Raw genomic sequence first — 17,977 nt, forward strand, 5'->3', positions numbered from 1 at the left:
CACCGCTACCCGTCGCGCAGCACCAGTGCCGCAAGGGATCCGGCGACGCCGGCCAACACCAGGATGGTGACGGCGACGGCCGTCCAGCCGTGCTCGTCGAACGCGATACCACCCAGCCAGCCGATCGCGCTGGAACCGCCGTAGTAGAAGAGGTTGTAGAGCGACGACGCCTGGGCTTTCCCGACGGGTGCGGCCTGCCCGGTCCACCCGGCCGCGGTGGAATGCGCGCCGAAGAAGCCGGCCGTGGCCACCACCAAACCGATGAGGATCGCGATCACATTGGCGCTCAAGGTGATCGCGACTCCGGTCATCATGATCGCGACCGAGACGAGCAGCACCCGCTTGCGGCCGAAGCGCGCCGCTTCCGCGCCGGCGCGCGACGACGCCCACGTCCCGGCCAGGTAGGCGAGGAACACCAGGCTCACCACTGATGCGGGCAGGTGGAACGGCGCGGCCGTCAACCGATAACCGAGGAAGTTGTAGAGCGCCACGAAACCGCCCATCAGCAGGAAGCCCTGTGCGAACAGGACAAGCTGGCGCGGTGTGCGCAGATTGGCGGCGAGCCGATACGCGAGACCGCCCTCAGGGTTGGCGCCCCGGCGCGACGGCGGGGTGAACCCCTGCGGTTGGGGCGCCAGCTTGACGAAGCCCATCGCCGCCATCCCGCAGATCACCGCGACGGTGAAAACCCCGATCCGCCAGCCGGCGAACTCGGCCACCGGGCTGGACACCAGCCGTCCGAGCAGTCCGCCGATCGTCGTTCCGGCCACGAATGTGCCCGCCGCACGGGCGGCATGGGCACGGTCGACTTCCTCCGTCAGGTAGGCCACCGCGATGGCAGGCACCCCACCGACGAGCAATCCCTCCACAAATCGGCCGGTCATCAACAGACCGAACGTCGGCGCGAACGGCACCAGCATCCCGACCAGTGTGGCGCCGGAGACGGAAACCGTGATGGCTCTGACCCGGCCAATGCGATCGGCCAACGCCGACCACGGGATCACGCCGATCGCCAGCCCGACGGTGGACGCCGAAATGATCAGTGCCGCATTGGCAGCGCCGACGCCGAGGTCCGCCGAGATCAGGGGAAGGACGGCTTGCGGCGAATACAGCTGCGCGAAGGTGGCCACGCCCGCGCAGAACAGCGCCGCCAATAGTCGCGTGTAGGCAGTCGAGCCCCGGGTGTGGCCAGTCCAGACGCGGTCCAGGGAGTGGTCAATGGTCACTGATTCGACGGTAGGAAAGCAGCGTTGATGTGTCCAATGCATGGGCCAGTGACCAGCCATGCGCCGAACGTATGACTCCTGGTGAGCGACGACGCCGAACTCAGCTGTCGGCGAGGAAATCCACAAAACGCTGAGTGGGCGGCGCCAGCGGGCGGTTGCGCGCCCAGGCGAGGCCGACCTCACGTTTGGCGCGGCTGTTCGACAGTGGCACATGGACCACCCTCGCGTCGGTCCCGTCGCGAGGCACCGGCACCACGGCGACGCCGAACCCCGCCGCGACCAAACCTTCCATCGTCGGGATCTCAGATGCCTCGAACACGATCTGCGGGTCGATGCCGGCCTCGACCCACAGTTCATCGGTCAGCTGCCGCAACCCGAACGGCTTCTCGAGCGCGACGAACGGTTCCTCGGCCGCCACCGAAAGGCTGACCCGGCTGCGCGCCGCGAGCCGGTGCCCGATCGGGACAGCCAAGCAGAGCCGTTCGACGTAGAGACGGTGCCAGGAGAAGTCCGCCGGGTCGGGCCGCGGTGAGGTGATGGCGATGTCGGATCCGCCGTCGCGGATGCTGCGGGCAATCTCGTGCGCTGCGCCTTGGAATAGGTCGAACTGAATCTTGGGAGCGGTCTCCCGAAAGCGCCGAAGCTGTTCGGGCACATACCAGTTGGCCAGTGAATGCAGGAATGCCAGGCGCACGCGGCCGGTATCGGGATCCCGCAGCGTGGCAATGCGATCCAGGGCGGCCTGCACTTCGGCGAGGCTGCGGCGGGCGTGCTCGAGCATGATCCGGCCGTACTCGTTGAGGTGGAGGCGGCGCCCGACGCGATCGAACAGCGGCACACCCGCGGTCTGCTCGATCCTGCTCAGTGCGCGCGACAGCGTGGGTTGACTCACCCCCAGTTCGGCGGCGGCCTCGGTGACGTGTTCGGTTTCGGCCAGCACCACGAACCACTGCAATTCCTCGAGATGCACGTGAACGACCCTAGGCGGAGCTGACGCCGCTCAACAGAGCATTCACCAGAGCCTCGTACCGGCCGGCGGCATCGTCGCCGGCCACCGGGTTGCTCATGACCTGCAAGAGCAGGGTGCCCATCAGAGCGTTCGCGATGGCGTCGGGGTCGACGTCGGGACGCACGGCGCCGGCGTCCATCGCACGGCGCACCCTCTCCACGAGTCCGCTGCGTTGCGGAACGCTGAGTTGTTCGTAAAGCGCTTCAGTATCGCCGGAATTCGCGGCTGCGGCGGCGACGAGCGCGCGGATGAGCTTGGCGTTGGCCGGCTCGGCGATGAACTCGCCGTGCTCGATCAGCCAGCACTGGAGGTCCGTTCTCAGATCGCCGGTGTCGGGCACATCGAACGAACCGCCACGGCCGTAGGCGTCCAGTACCGCCTCGGCGACCAGCGGCGCCTTCGACGCCCACCGCCGGTAGAGCGTCTTCTTGCCGACCTGCGCCCGCGCGGCGACGCCGTCCATCGAGAGATCGGCATAGCTGGATTCCATCAGCACCTCGCGCACGGCGTCAAGGATCGCCGCGTGCAGCGATGCGTCTCGAGGCCGGCCGGGCGGTTGCGACATGCGGGGAGCTTAACTTCGCCGATTCCCGACGGCCGCCGGCGCCGGTGCGATACCTTTCCCACTATTACGACACGAATCGTGTCGTAATAGTCCAGACGAGTCACACCCAAGGAGCGCCCGCCGAGATGAGCTCGCCCGCACTGTCAATGCCCACCGATTTCGCCGAGGTGTCGCCGGCCTGGATGACCGACGCCCTGGCCGCCCACCACCCCGGCGCCACCGTCAGCGACGTCACGATCGACCTCCGCGACGACGGCACCAATCGTCGTGCGCGCCTTCGGTTGTCCTACTCCGAGGGCACGGGGCCGGCGACCGTCTTCGTCAAGGCCGCCGACCCCGACCACAAGGAATTGATCCGGATGACCAGCGGCATGTTCCACGAGCCGCGGCTGTTCAGCTCGGGAGTCCAACTCCCGCTGGAGCATCCCGTCGTCTACGCGGCGCTCTTCGACGAAGATGCCTACGACTTCTGTCTCGTCATGGAAGACCTGACCGCACGTGGCGCGGACCCACGTGATTCCCTGCGGCCGCTCACCGTCGATCAAGCACGCTCCGGGATACGCGGGCTCGGGCGACTGCACGGACGATTCTGGGGCGATCGCGTGCTGCAAGAGCAGGCATTGGGCTGGCTGGAACCCTTCGAGCCGTTCGATGGCCTGCAGTACGCGCCGTTGCCGAGCGCTTTGGAACAGCTCGACGACAGCACCCCAATTGAAGTGCTGTCGCTGTCGATCGACCAACTGGTCGAGGAAGTGTGGAAGCCGTACATCCGGACGTTGACCACCTCGCCGCAGACCCTGCTGCATGGCGATCCGCACATCGGCAACACCTACGTCACGCCCGACGGTGAGGTCGGATTTCTGGATTGGCAGGTCGCACGCCGGGGCAACTGGTCACTGGATGTCGGGTACTTCCTGCAGGGCGCGCTGACCGTCGAGGATCGTCGCGAGCACGAGCGGGAGCTGCTGGAGGAATACCGCGATGCGCTCGGCCTGCCCGCCGAGGAGTTGCCGTCGCCGGAGGAGGTGTGGCTGCGCTATCGGGCGTCGGTCGCGCACGGCCTGGCGCTGTGGCTGGCCACCGCCAGCAGTGGCGGCGGCCTCTGGCAGCGCCTCGAAGTCGCCGTCGCCCTGGCGCAGCGCTACGCCAATGCCTATGGCGATCTGGACACTCCGTCGGCGATCGCGGAGATCGCCTCGTAACGCCGGAGCACTCACGGCAGCGTGACGCGCTCCACCCGGCCCTTGGTGTCCTTGGTCGTGGTGGTATCACGGCATTCGCCGAACAGTTCGATGTCACGGTTGGGGTTGCTGACGTTCTGCGGGCCGAAGACAGCCACCACATTGCCCTTGGTCAACGCCGTTCCGTGGGTCTGGAATCCCGCATCGGAGGTCCACCCGGTGTTGCGCAGCTGTTGGACCATCTGAGCGATCTCGGTGTCGGACGCCGCGAACGAAGCGGCCGGCGGATACGCGATGCGCATCTGTCCGCGGAAAGGCGGGTCGCCCTGGTCATTACAGGACGCGTGCCAAAACGCCGCTTCCACGACATTGATGTTCAACGTCGTCACGATGTCGTGCGCGGCATCCATCACCTGAGCCTTGGATTGCTCCGGGGTCAGCGGGTTGGAGACTCTGTCAGCATCGGATTGCATGATTCCACATCCTGATAGTGCGGCGGCGACCATCATGGTCACCGCAAGCGGGATTCTTTTGCGCGGCAAGATCACTGGGTTCTGTCCTAGTGGTAGTGGCCTGATGACGGGGCGCGAAAAAGCTCGGGATCCGACGGCAGCACGCCGATGTCGGTGAGGAAGTTGTCGCTGCGATGCGGGGCGGTCATGCCGTCGAGAGCAAGGGCGTCACCGTGGCCGGAGACGATGTCGGCCATGCTGAACAACGACTCGGTGCCACGTTCGAAGTAGTGGCTGTGATCGTTGATGGTCCAGCCGGGGACTTCCGCTTTGAAACGCGTCGAGCCGAACCCGTCCATCGCGGGGTCGGTGCCCAGCGCCAGATTCACTCCGGTACCTGGGATGTGCACCTGAGGAAGACCGCCGAGCTGGGTGACCGGGTCGGTCGAGGCGGCGCCGACGAACACATGCCCGCCCGGGGCGAGGTGAAAGTCGGCGGCGCTCTTGGCCATATCGGTACCCGGCGAACCGATGAGGATCACGTCGTTGGTGTGCATCCCGTAGCCGGCCGCGGCGTCAGCCACCGTCGTCGAGCCATAGGAGTGCCCCATGACGGTCATGTGCGACGAGCCAGGACCGTGAGTGACGTTGAGGCCGTTGACATCTGCAGCGAGCAGCGCGCCGCCCTGATGCGCCAGTGAGGTCTGCGCGACCTGCGGGTCGGTCAGACTGTTCGGCGCGTCATAGCCCATCCAGGCGACGACCGACGCCGATCGGGTCGGGTCGGCCTTCACGGCTTCGTTGTACAAATTGGTGGCGTCGCTGGCGCTGAGCCAGCCCTCGGTGACGCTGTGGCTGGTGCCCGGCACCACCACCGTGGTGTTGGCGGCTTTGTCGGGGTTGCCGATCGCGATCGCCGCGCGGCCCTGACCATCGAACTTCGTCGGCTGATACACCTGCAGAAATGTCTGGGCGCCGGTTGCCAGCTGATCGTCTTCGAGTGCCTGCTCCACTTTGACCGCATTGGTGTAGCGGGTCACGTCGTCCGGGGTGCAGCCGTAGCGGAACGGATCGTCAAGCACGTCTTGCGCGGAGACACCGTGCCGGCTGGCGGCTTCCTGGATGTTCTCGATGTCGGTGCGCATCGCGGTCTGGTTCGCCTGGTCGCGAGCCTCGACGGGAATTCCGTTGAGGTTGCCCATATATGGTGGGTTGTCCCGCAATTCGGCCTGCTGCTGTTCCGGCGTCAGCGAATCCCACCACTTCTTGACGTCCTCGGGCGGCGTCGACTCCGGCGGTGGCGGCGGAGTGGGCTGCGCATCCGGAATCGGCAGCTTGCCGTCCGCCATGTTGATCGCCGCGGCCAGTTCGGCGTCAACACCGTTGGCTTCGGCCAAGATTGCGTTCAACCGGGTCTGAAGGTCGGCGATCTTCGCGGCCAGATCCGCGGCCGTCCCCTTGAACCCGGGGCCCTTCACCACTGTGTTGGACGCGGGGTCGACGTCCAGTCCCTGGCTTCTCGCGTCGTCTTTGAGCTCGCGGAGTTCGATCTTCACTTTCTCGATGTCCTGGGCAGCCTTCTGCGCAGCCTGGGCAACCGCGAGGGCTTCACGGGCATGAGCGTCGAGGTCCACCCGAGTCTTGTGGATCGCGTCGCGGGCGGCGTCCGCCGACACGCCACCCCAAGACTCGAATGCCGGCAGCTGCTCAGAGGCCCGCGCGGCGTCGGTCGCGGCTCCGCTGCGCGCGGAGGCTGCGTGAAACACTTCGCGGACGGCCTCGGGATCCCATCGCTCGATGTCTGCGACGCTAAGCGTCACGCGCCTGGCCGTTCGGCCGATATACGTCGGCGAGCTCCTCGGCGTCGCGCTGATCCATCGCTGCGAATGTCATTCCACTCACCCGCAGGCCTTCGGCATGTTCGTAGAGGCGCGTGGTCAGGGTCGTGGTCACGGTGGACCAGGTGGCAGCTTTTGCCGCGAGCGCGGATTGCGATTGCCCCACCCAACTGAACAACGACGACTCGATGGTCTGGTCCGCCTGGGTGTGGGTGGCGAACACGTTCTGCGAGTGCTGATCCAACACCCCGCCCGAAGTGACCAGCGACTCCGGATTGACCTTCAGCGGCTCGGCCATGGCCTGCCTCCTCGCCCCCTGCAGCAAACTGTTCGAACCGCCAACTTACCACCAAAGAGGCATCGAGCGTGTTCACCCGGCTATATCGCGCACACCCTCTGGCGATGCGCTCCAATGCCCAACATCTATTAGTTGTGAAGGAAGGATGACGCTGTCCCGATCATGGGAAACCTGCACGTCAGCGCCGGTGACAGCGACTAAAATGGCCAGCGTTGGGAACTGAGAGAACGTCAAAATTGACGCAGACTTGCCGAAGGGTATTGCACATGTCGGGGCGGCCAGATGATCGCCGGGGTGAGCGCAGCTGCGGTAGTGGTCGGCGTCCGCCCGAACCCGGCTCATTGTCTCGGATCGGGTGGGTCAGATATTTTTTCGCCGACGACCGCTGGGAGTGGTCGGACGAGGTGACCCGCATGCATGGCTACGAGCCCGGGTCCGTCACTCCGACAACCGAATTGGTGCTGTCCCACAAGCACCCGGAGGATCGCGACGAGTTGATCGAGTTGCTGCAGCGGATACGCCACAGCCGGGAGCCGTTCAGCACGCGGCACCGTATTCGCGACACGCAAGGTCGAACCCACCATGTGGTCGTCGTGGGCAACCAGTTGCGCGACGAGGCCGGTGAGGTGATCGGCAGTGACGGCTTCTACATCGACATGACCGGTGACCTCCGTAGCGCACAGGAGCAGGTGAGCAATGAGGTCGAGGACATCGCCGCGCGCCGGTCGCCCATCGATCAGGCCAAAGGGATGCTGATGATGGTGTACAGCATCAGCGCCGACGCGGCCTTCGACCTGCTCCGCTGGCGTTCACAAGAGACCAATGTGAAGCTGCGCGACCTCGCCCAGCAGGTCGCCACCGATTTTCAGGGCGTACCGCACGACGGCGCGATGCCGGACCGGTCGGTCTACGACGGACTGCTCATGACCGCACATCTGCGGGTGGGCCAGGACTAGACCGGCAGCAGGTCGTAGGGCGGGGTGCCGATACCGCTGATCATGAGTTGCCCGGACGGCACCCGCTCGACGAGTTTGACTGTGACACTGCGGTTTCCGATGGTCAGTTGGGCAGGCTTGCCCGCCGCCACGGCATCGGGTGCGCCGTAGGCGAGGCCCTGCCAGTGGTATTGCCCGTCGATCGGGTTGAGGTGTCCGGTGAGGCGAACCCGGACGGCGCAGCGCACACCGGCGACGTCCAGTTCCGCCTCACCGTCGAAGACACCGCTGTCGTCGGCCGCGGCTGTCATAGGAAGTTGCTCCGTTTCCACATGCGGCGGCTGATCCGGTTCATCAGGCCGATTTCCTCCAGAAATGCCGCCAGCGGTGCGAACCCGGTTCGCGTGGTCTCGTGGAAGTACGGATTGGCGCGGGCCTGCCGTCGTCCTTCGTGGCCGTCAAGCCCGACCCGGCGGTATACCGCGCGGTTGGTGAACAGGTAACGGTAGAACGGGCCGCCGGCGCCGTGGATCGTCGCGAGCAGGAAGCGGTTTCGACGCCGCATGTTGGGGACGTCGCGACGGGCGCCGTCGCGCGCGAACTGGATGTGGCGCGCTTCCTCGGTGACGTGGATCCGCATCACCCGGCGCACGATCGGCTGGATGTCGGGATCGTCGAGGATCTCCCGCTGCAGCGCGTCGAAGATCTCCTCCCCCACCAGTGCGGCAATCCACAGCACGGTCTTCTGGAACACCAACGGCAGCAGGTTGATGGTCATCCGCTGAATCCGGCTGGGCTGGAACGCTTTACCGTCGACGGCCTGGATGGCGCGGCCGAACATGACCATGTGGCGGGTCTCGTCACCGAGTTCGGTGAGCGAGTAGTGCGAGGAGGCCGCGGTGACGTCGGCGTGCATGAGGCCGCGCAGCAACGCCTGATTGAGGATGTTCTCGAACCACACACCGGCCGAGAGCAGGTTGATGAATTCCTGCCGAGACAGTTCGATCTGCTGTTCGCGGCTCATCTCCTGCCACATCTGCGTGCCGTAGAGAGAGACCATCCGGGGCGGGAGGAAGTACTTGTCGGGCACCACGGGGGTGTCCCAGTCGATGTCGACGACGGGAGCGTAGGACTTGCGGGCCGAACCTTTGAGCAGCCGGTCGGAGAACTCCTCTCGACTCGGTGACGGTGCCGTCCTGGTCGAAGCAGCCATGTCGAGCCTCCTGGATCGCGATTGAGCCGGTGAAACCGAAGATACATTCTCGGTCTGTTTGTATCAATAGCGTCCGAGCAGGCCTTACACTGCAGCAATGAAGTACAGCGGCCTGCTCGCCAAAGCGGTGCAGCGGTTCGGGTCGCCGACGGTGGAAGGCAACGCCGAAAAGATCCTGGACGCGGCGTTGAAGCAATTCGAGCTGTTCGGGATCCGCCGATCCACGGTGGAGGACATCACCAAGCGTTCGGGGCTGGCGCGGGTGACGCTATACCGGACGTTCGCCAACAAGGACGCCATCGTCGAGGCGGTGCTGCTGCGGGAACTCGAGCGGTTCCTCTCCGAGTTGGCCGCCGAGGCAGGCAGCTACGACGAGGCCGAAGACAAGCTGGTCGAGGGGTTTGTCTTCACGCTGAACACCCTGCGCGGGCATGCATTGCTGCAGCGGTTGCTCGCCACCGAGCCGGAGACGGTGCTGCCGTTCTTGACGACCGAAGGCGACAGCGTGGTGCGGACGGCGTCGTCATTCCTGGCGCATCAGCTGGCGGTGGCGCTGCCCGACGACCGTCGCACTCAGCTGGAGCTGCTCGAAGTCGCCGAGGTGACCGTGCGGATCATTGTGTCGTTCGTGCTGACGCCGTCGCAGGACGTGGCGCTGGGTGACGACGACGCGCTGCGGTCGTTCGCCCGGCGGTATCTGGTGCCGCCGCTGCTGGGGTTGGCGGGCTAGGGGTTTGCGCGCTTGCACGGTCGGGAAAAATAAGCGCATGAAATCACTTCGTCGTCGCGCGACGGTCGCCGCCGTCGCAAGCGTTTGCATCGCCGCAGCAGCACCGTTCGGTGTGGGTGTCAGTGCTGCTGAACCGTTGAATTGTGTGAACGGGCAGTTTTGGGACCCGATCACCAATACCTGCCAGACGCCGCGGCAGGCGGAAAACTGCCCGCCGGGTCAGTACTGGAATGCCCTGTCCAATGTCTGCCGGCCGTTGGGTCAGCTCTAGCCTCAGCCCGGCAGCTGCGCCAGCCAGTCCGAATCCTCGTCGACCGGTTGGCCGTTGATGACGACCAGCGGGACGCCCGGCTCGGGAAACCGGTGCAGCACATCAAGATTGTTGGCCGCGATGACGTGCGCGTCGAACCCGATCGGCAGGCCGACCCGAATGAGATCTTGGGCCAGCTGGGGCGCGCCGACTCGGTCGGCGATGTCGGCCAGCTGGTCGTTGCTCAGGTCGGTGTCGCCACCCTCTTTGGGCTGGGCGCCCTTGGCGTAGATCGCCTCGATGAAGCGCCACGCGACGTCGCTCGATCGGGATTGGTCGGCCACCACGTAGGCCGCGTAGATCGCTCGGATGTCGTAGGTGCCGCTGGCGGAGTACTTGTCGAGGAAGCTCACGAACCGCACGTTGACCCGAAGTGAGCCGTCCTCGATGCGCTTGCTGATCTCGTCGCCATGAGTCCGCACGAACTTGCCGCTGAACGGGCACAGCGGATCGACGAAGTTCAACGCATCGGGGAATTGGTAGGGCGCCAACTTGCCAATCTGTCAAACCCCTGTGAGTTCCTCGTCGATACTTTCGCCATCGTCAAATAACTGATAGGCCTGTCTTGGCGAATGCCGTGATTGGACGAGCGACCTCAGCTGGCGCATAGCCGGGGGGATTTCATGGAACCAGATCTAGCGGAACAACTCCGCGCTCGACTTCTCGATGAAGTTGCTAACACTTCGCTCACGGTCGGCAAATTGCTCAAAAACGTCGCGCGAATGGAGCGAGCAAGCCTTCAGGCGGTCGCCGTCGAACTCTGGGACGCAATTCAGTGGGGCGAGATTGAACTCGTGGGCGACCGTGTCGCGGCACCGAGAGCGCGTGTGAGCCAACAAATTTCACCGTTAAACCGGGACATCCGCGAGCGTCAAGAACCCCGCCCCAGCGGGAACGGGTCTCAGGTGCGGCGGCAGGAGAGCCAGATAGACCGTGATCGGATACTGCATTCTTGGACGTTCCGCCGATTGGAGGGCGTGACGCAAATCGTCACGCCCGACCACTCCGGTGACCTAAAGCACAGCCGGCTGACACATTCCCTCAAAGTCGCTCAGGTCGGCCGGCGGATCGCAGAAGAGTTCGCGCTGCGCACAGGTGCTGACGAGATACCGAAGGACTTGATCAACAAAGGTGGTGGGCTTGATCCCAATACCGTAGAAGCAGCCGGATTGGCGCACGACATCGGACACCCTCCCTTCGGCCACGCGGGGGAGGATGTGCTGAAGGATTGGGCCAAAGATTGGAAGCTGGCTGACGGTTTTGAAGGCAATGCGCAAACGCTGCGAATAATCACCCGTCGAGAATTCCGTTTCTGTCACGAAGACGGCATGAATCTCACCAACGCCACAAAGGCTGCGGTAATCAAGTATCCCTGGAAGCGGAAAAAGACCGGCGACGATTACAGAACTAAGAAATTCAACGCTTACGACGACGACTACGACATGCACCTCCTAAAACCGCGCAAAGCACTGGGGGTCATGGGAGACGTACAAACCCTTGAAGCGTCGATCATGGACATTGCAGACGACATTACCTATGCGCTTCACGATCTCGAGGACTTCTACACCGCCGGGCTGTTTCCCCGCAACCATATCACGGCCATCCTAGACGACTACTCGGACAAGCAGAAGAAAAATGGCGATCCGCCTACCACATATCAGTACCAGGATTTGGAAGAATGCAAGATAGGACTCGCGAAAAAGAACAAAGACGTATACGACAAGATTCTTTTTGACCAGGCCATAAACAAGGTGCTGACGCTGGTCCGCTTCAGCATGTACCGCCAGTTCGACGGCTCCCGATCTGCGTATGCACTGATTCGAACAGCCTTTGCCGGACGCGTCGACTTCTATATTCCACGAATCGCGGTGGACAAAAAGAGCGGGATAGCCAAACTGCACCCGGAGGACTGGCACGAAATCCAAGTCCTGAAATGGCTCACGAGCCAATTCGTGCACAGCAGAGCGGAACTCGCCATAACGCAACACGGCCAGTCCTATGTGATGAGGTCAATTCTTGACCAGCTTTTCACCTGGTGCAAGAGTTGTGGGACTGACCCGCAGAAGCGCGCAAAGTTGCCCGCTACATTTCGAGAACTTACCGAACATGCCCACGACGACGCTGCCCTTGCGCGAGCAGTCATCGACTACATTTGCCAACTCACGGATGGTCAACTTCAATCGCTCGGTCGTGCACTTAAAGGATCCGGTCCGCCTTCGACGCTCTATTTGGTATAGCAGCAACCGCGAGTAAAGCGATCGATCGCAAGCAGGCGTTCTGCGTGCCGCCGGTAGCGGATCCGATGGTTGGATTGCGGGCACCTGTGCGATATTGGCATTAGTTTCGGAGCTACGCACCACCGCGCTGCGGCTGGAGATAATCAGACAAATTGATTCGCGTTGCGCGGGAAGAGGTCCTCCCCGCCGATTCATTTCATAACCGACGTCCCAATTGCAAAAGCGGCCAGCGGCCCGGCCGTTGGTCAGCTCTAGTCTCAGCCCGGCAGCTGCGCCAGCCAGTCCGAATCCTCGTCGACCGGTTGGCCGTTGATGACGACCAGCGGGACGCCCGGCTCGGGAAACCGGTGCAGCACATCAAGATTGTTGGCCGCGATGACGTGCGCGTCGAACCCGATCGGCAGGCCGACCCGAATGAGATCTTGGGCCAGCTGGGGCGCGCCGACTCGGTCGGCGATGTCGGCCAGCTGGTCGTTGCTCAGGTCGGTGTCGCCACCCTCTTTGGGCTGGGCGCCCTTGGCGTAGATCGCCTCGATGAAGCGCCACGCGACGTCGCTCGATCGGGATTGGTCGGCCACCACGTAGGCCGCGTAGATCGCTCGGATGTCGTAGGTGCCGCTGGCGGAGTACTTGTCGAGGAAGCTCACGAACCGCACGTTGACCCGAAGTGAGCCGTCCTCGATGCGCTTGCTGATCTCGTCGCCATGAGTCCGCACGAACTTGCCGCTGAACGGGCACAGCGGATCGACGTAGAGGTCGATCTGCCCGAGTGCGTCGGGATCCCCTATCGACAGCACGTCGCCGGCCGGCGCCGCGACGGCCGCATACGCGATGCCGGTTGGTGCGGACACGAGCAGCGCCATCAGGATGGCCAGCACCGCGCCTACTGCTCGAAGCGGCCGGTTTCTAGGTCGTGCGCTCATTGGGTCCATCATGCCGTCACGCGCGACCGCGGCCTCGCTATTATCTCGCCGGCATCAATTGTCGTCGCGTCGAACGGATTCACCATGACTGAACATGTAGAACAGCTGGAGTTCCAGGCCGAGGCCCGCCAGTTGCTGGATCTGATGATCCACTCGGTGTACTCCAACAAGGACTCATTCCTGCGGGAGTTGATCTCGAACGCCTCCGACGCCCTGGACAAGCTGCGCCTGGAGGCCTTCCGGAACAAAGACCTCGACGTCGACACCTCCGACCTGCACATCGAGATCGACATCGATAAGGCCGAACGAACGCTGACGATCCGCGACAACGGAATCGGCATGACCCGCGACGAGGTGGTGGGCCTGATCGGCACCCTGGCGAAGTCCGGGACCGCCGAGCTGCGCCAGCAACTCAAGGACGCACAGAATGCTGCGGCCTCCGAGGAACTGATCGGTCAGTTCGGCATCGGCTTCTACTCGTCGTTCATGGTGGCCGACAAAGTCACGCTGCTGACCCGCAAGGCGGGCGAGAGCTCCGCGACCCGGTGGGAGTCCAGCGGCGAGGGAACCTACACCGTGGCCGACGTCGACGACGCGCCGCAGGGCACCGCGGTCACCTTGCACCTCAAGCCGGAGGACACCGAGGACGAGCTGCACGACTACACCTCGGAATGGAAGATCCGGTCGCTGGTCAAGCAGTACTCGGACTTCATCTCCTGGCCCATCCGGATGCAGGTCGAGCGCCGCAACCCGGCCGCCGAGGAGGGCGGCGAGGAACAGGTCACCATCGAGACCGAGACAGTCAACTCGATGAAGGCCCTGTGGACTCGCCCCAAAGACGAAGTCTCCCAAGAGGAATACACCGAGTTCTACAAGCACATCGCGCACGCCTGGGACGACCCGCTGGAGGTCATCCCGATGAAGGCCGAGGGCACCTTCGAGTACCAGGCGCTGTTGTTCATCCCGTCGCATGCGCCGTTCGATCTGTTCCAGCAGGACGCGCGGGTGGGTGTACAGCTGTACGTGCGGCGGGTGTTCATCATGGCCGACTGCGAGGAACTGCTGCCGCCGTACCTGCGCTTCGTCAAGGGTGTCGTCGACGCGGCGGACATGTCGCTCAACGTCTCTCGCGAGATTCTGCAGCAGGACCGACAGATCAAGGCGATCCGCCGACGACTCACCAAACGGGTGCTGTCGACGATCGCCGAGATCCAGAAAGAGCGGCCGGACGAGTACCGCACGTTCTGGGTGCAGTTCGGCCGGGTCCTCAAGGAAGGCCTACTGTCCGACGCCGACAACAAGGACACGCTTCTGGCGGTGTCGTCGTTCGCCTCGACGCACAGCGACGAGGAACCCACCACGCTGGCACAGTATGTCGAGCGCATGAAAGACGGTCAGGACCAGATCTTCTACGCCACCGGCGAATCCCGTCAGCAGCTGCTGAATTCACCGCACCTCGAGGCGTTCAAGGCCAAGGGTTATGAGGTGCTGCTGCTCACCGACCCGGTCGACGAGGTCTGGGTGGACATGGTTCCCGAGTTCGACGGCAAGCGGCTGCAGTCGGTCGCCAAGGGTGAGGTGAACCTGTCCGCCGAGGAGGAGACCAGCGAGGCCGAGCGTTCCCAGCTGGAGCAGGAGTTCGCCGGTCTGCTCGAGTGGCTTGCGGAGACTTTGTCCGACCATGTCAAAGAGGTGCGGCTGTCGACCCGGCTGACCGAGTCGCCCGCCTGCCTGATCACCGACAGCTTCGGCATCACGCCGGCGCTTGCGCGCATGCTGGCGGCATCCGGGCAGACGGTTCCTTCTGAGAAACGCATTCTGGAACTCAACCCGAGCCATCGACTGGTGATGGGTTTGCGCGATGCGTTCGCCGGCCGGGGCGGCGATCCCGAACTGGCCGAGACCGCCGAATTGCTCTACGGCACAGCGCTTCTGGCCGAAGGCGGCACGCTGGATGATCCGGCGAAGTTTGCAGGGCTATTGGCGGAGCGGTTGGCGCGGACTGTTTAGGCGGACTGTTTAGAGGGTCGCGCGCGAGGGTTCCGCCAGGCCGGCAGGAGACACTACGCGGCGGACCGACCCCGATGGGCCGTACGCCGGCGACATCTACCGCGCGACGTACACCGTGTTGGTTGAGTACCCGCCGGTCAGCGGGTTGGGGAACCGGATGACGGACGCCTCGGACTCGCCGAAGACTTCGGCGAGGACGGCCTCGAATTCCGCGTCGGGTGGATCATCGGACCACAGCGCGAAGACCCCGCCAGGATGCAGGTGCCCGGCGAGCTTTTCCAGGCCCGCCGGCGTGTAGAAGGCAGAGTGACTCGGGTGCAGGACGTGCCGCGGAGTGTGGTCGATATCGAGGAGCACGGCGTGAAAGCGCCGGCCCGGTGTCTGCGGATCGAAACCGGCTTCGCTGTCGGCCATGGCGAAGAAGTCGCCCTCTTGCAGGCGCACCCGCGGATCCGACGCCAGTTCGGTGGTGTCCGGAAGCAACCGACGCTGATGCCAGCCGATGACTTCTTCGAGTGCCTCCACCACGACCAGCGAATGAACACGGGGATCCTCTATCGCCGTCTGGGCGGTGTAGCCGAGTCCCAGTCCCCCGACAACGACATCGAGGTCGCCATCGACCGCCTGGGCCAGGCCGATGCGCGCGAGCGCTACCTCGGCCGCAGTGAACAGGCTCGACATCAGGAACTCATCGCCGAGCTTGACCTCATACACGTCGACGTTCAGGGACGGCTCTTTCCGTCTGCGCAGGCTGATCACCCCCATGGGGGTCTCGGACCAGTCGAGTTCCTCGAATCGCGCACTCACGACGCACCACCGGCCTACCCGCATGACGTTCGCCGAGCGCATCTCGGCGAACGAAGCCTACAGACATTAGAACGGCCCCGGAGAAATCTCCGAGGGCCGCTCTACTAAGTAGCGGGGACAGGATTCGAACCTGCGACCTCTGGGTTATGAGCTGTCGTCTCAATAGTTTGCTAGGTCTGTTAAGTCTCATTTATGCAGGTAAATGGCTATCGACAATTCGGGGCGTTCCAGGGCGCCTCATCCATTTCGGACTGTTTCGGAGGGTTTTGTTCCCAAATTTGTTCCCAAATCCGAAGTCTTTGCGTTTGCGTGTTAGCTGGCGAGGGGCGGCGACGTAGTCCGGCGTTGGCAAACATGGCTCAATCTTTGCTAGTGGATTGTGCTGGCCGATGCTGGCGCTCGGCTTTCGCCGTGGCGCTCGTGAACGTCGTCAACATTGGCTGTCGGGTGACTCCACACCCGCGCGTCAGGGGTAACTCCAGTGGTCGCAGGCCGGAAAAGACGACAACGTATCGCAACCCACGGGCGAGGATGCAGGAGACATCGATAGGGCACGTGCATCGGGTCGTAACCAAGTGCAATCGTTGGATAACTCTGGGATCTCCGTTTCGCGATCTCGCAATCTTGGGGTTCCAGAATGCAGGACCTCCAGTCGCACTCGGCATGAAGCAAATCCGGTGCGGTTACGGGTCACAAACTGACTGGCTGATTAATGTTTCGGGATGGACCGCATCTGGCAGTGGGCGTGGAATCGGTATGGGGCGAGATATTCATGGGCGATTTACGCGCTCAGCGTCCCCGCGGTGGTGTCGATCTCCCTCGTATTGTCGTTTCTGATCGTCGCTTTTGAACGGTCCGATCGCTATATCGAGGCGGCCGCGGTGACCGTGGGCACCATGATGGCGATGGGGTACCTCAATATTCCTCCCGGACTGGGCGTTAACCGTCTTGTGGAACGGAGGGCAGCCGGGCTTGAGGTCGACCGCCTGAGGGCGCTGGAGGCCACTTACGTATTCACTCGGATGGCGGGACTCCGATGGATAGTAACCGGACCTCTCTTCGCCGCTTTGCAGTTCTTCCTCGTGGGGTTGATCGCTGGGGCGACGGGGTCGCGGCTGGTCCAGTACGCGATATTGGGTGCAACCTTTGGACTTTCGGTGGCGCTGACCGGTGTGCACAGCTACGTGGAAGCAGCCGTGCGGCCGGCGAGAGTCGCTCTCGTCGGCGATACAGGGCTCGGTAATAGCTTGCCCCGCTCTCGCCCGACATTTGCCGCATGGTCCAACTTGACCGTGTTGGCAGTTGCTTTCACGTTCGCTGTCGTAGGCGCGATGGTTGCAGTCGTAGTGGATCGCGCCCGCGAGGCCCCTGTGCTCATTGTCGTGATTGGGTTCGGGTTGGCGCTGGGCTTCAGTGTGCCGATCACGCTCGGGACCTCCTTCGCGCCGTCGTTGACACCAATCCGCGACCTCGCCGAGGGAACCAACCGTGTTGCTGCCGGCGACTACAGCCAGCGCCTCCCGGTCGTTCAGGACGACGACCTGGGCGTGTTGGCGGCGTCGTTCAACCGTATGCAGGCCGGATTAGCTGAGCGGCAACGACTTCAAACAGCGTTCGGTGCATATGTTGACCCAAATCTGGCGGCACGTCTCCTGGAGCAGGGTGACGACGTCTTCACCGGTGAGCGCCGCGAGGTGACCGTGATGTTCATTGATATCCGCGATTTCACCCCGTTCGCCGAGGCGAACACCGCCGAGGACACTGTCGCTCGCCTCAACGCTCTGTTCGAGATAGTGGTTCCGGCGGTTGTCGATGCCGGTGGGCATGTAAACAAGTTCCTCGGCGACGGAGCCTTAGCTGTTTTCGGCGCCCCCAACGATCTCGCCGATCATGCCGACGCCGCCGTGCGAACCGCCCTGTCGATCCAACGCCTGGTCGCCAAGCGGTTCGGTGGAGAACTTCGGATCGGCATCGGAATTAACACCGGCATCGTGATCGCCGGAACCATCGGCGCCGCGGGCCACCTCGAATTCACCTTGATAGGCGACACCACAAACGTAGCCGCCCGCATCGAACAGCTCACCAAGACCACCGGCGACACAATCCTTGCCGCCGAGCATTCCGTCCACGCCCTTCAGACCCGACCAGCAGGGCTGATCGACCGAGGATCGCACGCGCTGAAAGGCAAGTCCGCCCCCGTACACGTTTTCGGCCTCGACGCAGGCGACGTCGGCTGAATCCAG

16 protein-coding genes and 1 pseudogene are annotated in these 17,977 nt (G+C 63.7%); 6 read left to right on the forward strand and 11 right to left on the reverse strand.

The window, feature by feature from the left end; genetic code table 11:
- Nucleotides 1–5: 5 nt before the first annotated feature.
- The 3 genes from BST42_RS19895 to BST42_RS19905 form a co-directional block, all read right to left on the reverse strand.
- Entirely contained in the window at nucleotides 6–1,226 is a 1,221-nt protein-coding gene (locus tag BST42_RS19895; protein WP_237159516.1) for an MFS transporter, read from the reverse strand.
- A 100-nt stretch (nucleotides 1,227–1,326) separates the two neighbouring features.
- Complete coding sequence (locus BST42_RS19900) at nucleotides 1,327–2,196, reverse strand: LysR family transcriptional regulator (protein WP_083121038.1); 870 nt, start codon at nucleotides 2,194–2,196, stop codon at nucleotides 1,327–1,329.
- A gap of 10 nt (nucleotides 2,197–2,206) precedes the next feature.
- Nucleotides 2,207–2,800 (reverse strand): TetR/AcrR family transcriptional regulator, encoded by a 594-nt coding sequence (locus tag BST42_RS19905; protein WP_083121039.1) that lies wholly within the window; start codon nucleotides 2,798–2,800, stop codon nucleotides 2,207–2,209.
- A 125-nt stretch (nucleotides 2,801–2,925) separates the two neighbouring features.
- Between BST42_RS19905 and BST42_RS19910 the strand changes: the two genes are divergently transcribed.
- Nucleotides 2,926–4,002 (forward strand): phosphotransferase, encoded by a 1,077-nt coding sequence (locus tag BST42_RS19910; RefSeq protein WP_083121040.1) that lies wholly within the window; start codon nucleotides 2,926–2,928, stop codon nucleotides 4,000–4,002.
- An 11-nt stretch (nucleotides 4,003–4,013) separates the two neighbouring features.
- On the opposite strand, the gene BST42_RS19915 is transcribed toward BST42_RS19910, so the two are convergent.
- Genes BST42_RS19915 through BST42_RS19925 form a run of 3 tightly spaced genes read right to left on the reverse strand, consistent with a single transcriptional unit; the run spans nucleotide 4,014 to nucleotide 6,569 of the window.
- Nucleotides 4,014–4,523, reverse strand: a complete 510-nt coding sequence (locus BST42_RS19915) for a lipoprotein LppJ family protein (protein ID WP_494337763.1) — start codon at nucleotides 4,521–4,523, stop codon at nucleotides 4,014–4,016.
- A 17-nt stretch (nucleotides 4,524–4,540) separates the two neighbouring features.
- Nucleotides 4,541–6,253: an alpha/beta hydrolase gene (locus BST42_RS19920; RefSeq protein WP_237159517.1), complete on the reverse strand. Its 1,713-nt coding sequence runs from the start codon at nucleotides 6,251–6,253 to the stop codon at nucleotides 4,541–4,543.
- Nucleotides 6,243–6,569 carry a WXG100 family type VII secretion target gene (locus BST42_RS19925; RefSeq protein WP_083121041.1) on the reverse strand — a complete coding sequence of 109 codons (327 nt, stop codon included), beginning with the start codon at nucleotides 6,567–6,569 and terminating at the stop codon, nucleotides 6,243–6,245. The genes BST42_RS19920 and BST42_RS19925 overlap by 11 nt, the downstream gene beginning before the upstream one ends.
- Before the next feature lie 266 nt (nucleotides 6,570–6,835).
- On the opposite strand from BST42_RS19925, the gene BST42_RS19930 reads away from it, so the two are divergent.
- A complete protein-coding gene (locus BST42_RS19930; protein WP_083121042.1) occupies nucleotides 6,836–7,525 on the forward strand; it encodes a PAS and ANTAR domain-containing protein in 690 nt (229 codons plus the stop codon).
- Here the strand turns inward: BST42_RS19930 and BST42_RS19935 are convergent.
- Together BST42_RS19935 and BST42_RS19940 are read right to left on the reverse strand one after the other, a co-directional pair.
- Nucleotides 7,522–7,815: a DUF4873 domain-containing protein gene (locus BST42_RS19935; protein WP_083121043.1), complete on the reverse strand. Its 294-nt coding sequence runs from the start codon at nucleotides 7,813–7,815 to the stop codon at nucleotides 7,522–7,524. The two genes, BST42_RS19930 and BST42_RS19935, sit on opposite strands and share 4 nt — an antisense overlap.
- Complete coding sequence (locus tag BST42_RS19940; RefSeq protein WP_083121044.1) at nucleotides 7,812–8,717, reverse strand: AurF N-oxygenase family protein; 906 nt, start codon at nucleotides 8,715–8,717, stop codon at nucleotides 7,812–7,814. The genes BST42_RS19935 and BST42_RS19940 overlap by 4 nt, the downstream gene beginning before the upstream one ends.
- A 97-nt stretch (nucleotides 8,718–8,814) precedes the next feature.
- On the opposite strand from BST42_RS19940, the gene BST42_RS19945 reads away from it, so the two are divergent.
- Nucleotides 8,815–9,447: a TetR/AcrR family transcriptional regulator gene (locus BST42_RS19945; RefSeq protein ID WP_083121045.1), complete on the forward strand. Its 633-nt coding sequence runs from the start codon at nucleotides 8,815–8,817 to the stop codon at nucleotides 9,445–9,447.
- Between the two features lie 273 nt (nucleotides 9,448–9,720).
- Here the strand turns inward: BST42_RS19945 and BST42_RS19955 are convergent.
- Nucleotides 9,721–10,215 (reverse strand): annotated as a pseudogene (locus BST42_RS19955) (DsbA family protein); the annotation flags it as partial.
- A gap of 165 nt (nucleotides 10,216–10,380) precedes the next feature.
- Between BST42_RS19955 and BST42_RS19960 the strand changes: the two are divergent.
- On the forward strand, nucleotides 10,381–11,994 hold the full coding sequence (locus tag BST42_RS19960) for a deoxyguanosinetriphosphate triphosphohydrolase family protein (protein WP_083121047.1): 1,614 nt from the start codon (nucleotides 10,381–10,383) through the stop codon (nucleotides 11,992–11,994).
- 257 nt (nucleotides 11,995–12,251) lie between these two features.
- Here the strand turns inward: BST42_RS19960 and BST42_RS19965 are convergent, their stop codons facing one another.
- On the reverse strand, nucleotides 12,252–12,917 hold the full coding sequence (locus BST42_RS19965) for a DsbA family protein (RefSeq protein ID WP_083121048.1): 666 nt from the start codon (nucleotides 12,915–12,917) through the stop codon (nucleotides 12,252–12,254).
- An 84-nt stretch (nucleotides 12,918–13,001) separates the two neighbouring features.
- On the opposite strand from BST42_RS19965, the gene htpG reads away from it, so the two are divergent.
- Nucleotides 13,002–14,927, forward strand: a complete 1,926-nt coding sequence (gene htpG, locus BST42_RS19970; protein WP_083121049.1) for a molecular chaperone HtpG — start codon at nucleotides 13,002–13,004, stop codon at nucleotides 14,925–14,927.
- A 96-nt stretch (nucleotides 14,928–15,023) separates the two neighbouring features.
- Here the strand turns inward: htpG and BST42_RS19975 are convergent, their stop codons facing one another.
- Nucleotides 15,024–15,734 (reverse strand): polyamine aminopropyltransferase, encoded by a 711-nt coding sequence (locus BST42_RS19975; RefSeq protein WP_083121132.1) that lies wholly within the window; start codon nucleotides 15,732–15,734, stop codon nucleotides 15,024–15,026.
- 722 nt (nucleotides 15,735–16,456) lie between these two features.
- On the opposite strand from BST42_RS19975, the gene BST42_RS19980 reads away from it, so the two are divergent.
- Nucleotides 16,457–17,971: an adenylate/guanylate cyclase domain-containing protein gene (locus tag BST42_RS19980; protein WP_083121050.1), complete on the forward strand. Its 1,515-nt coding sequence runs from the start codon at nucleotides 16,457–16,459 to the stop codon at nucleotides 17,969–17,971.
- Nucleotides 17,972–17,977: the final 6 nt, after the last annotated feature.

It is taken from the genome of Mycolicibacterium rhodesiae (assembly GCF_002086695.1).
Taxonomy (GTDB): domain Bacteria; phylum Actinomycetota; class Actinomycetes; order Mycobacteriales; family Mycobacteriaceae; genus Mycobacterium; species Mycobacterium rhodesiae.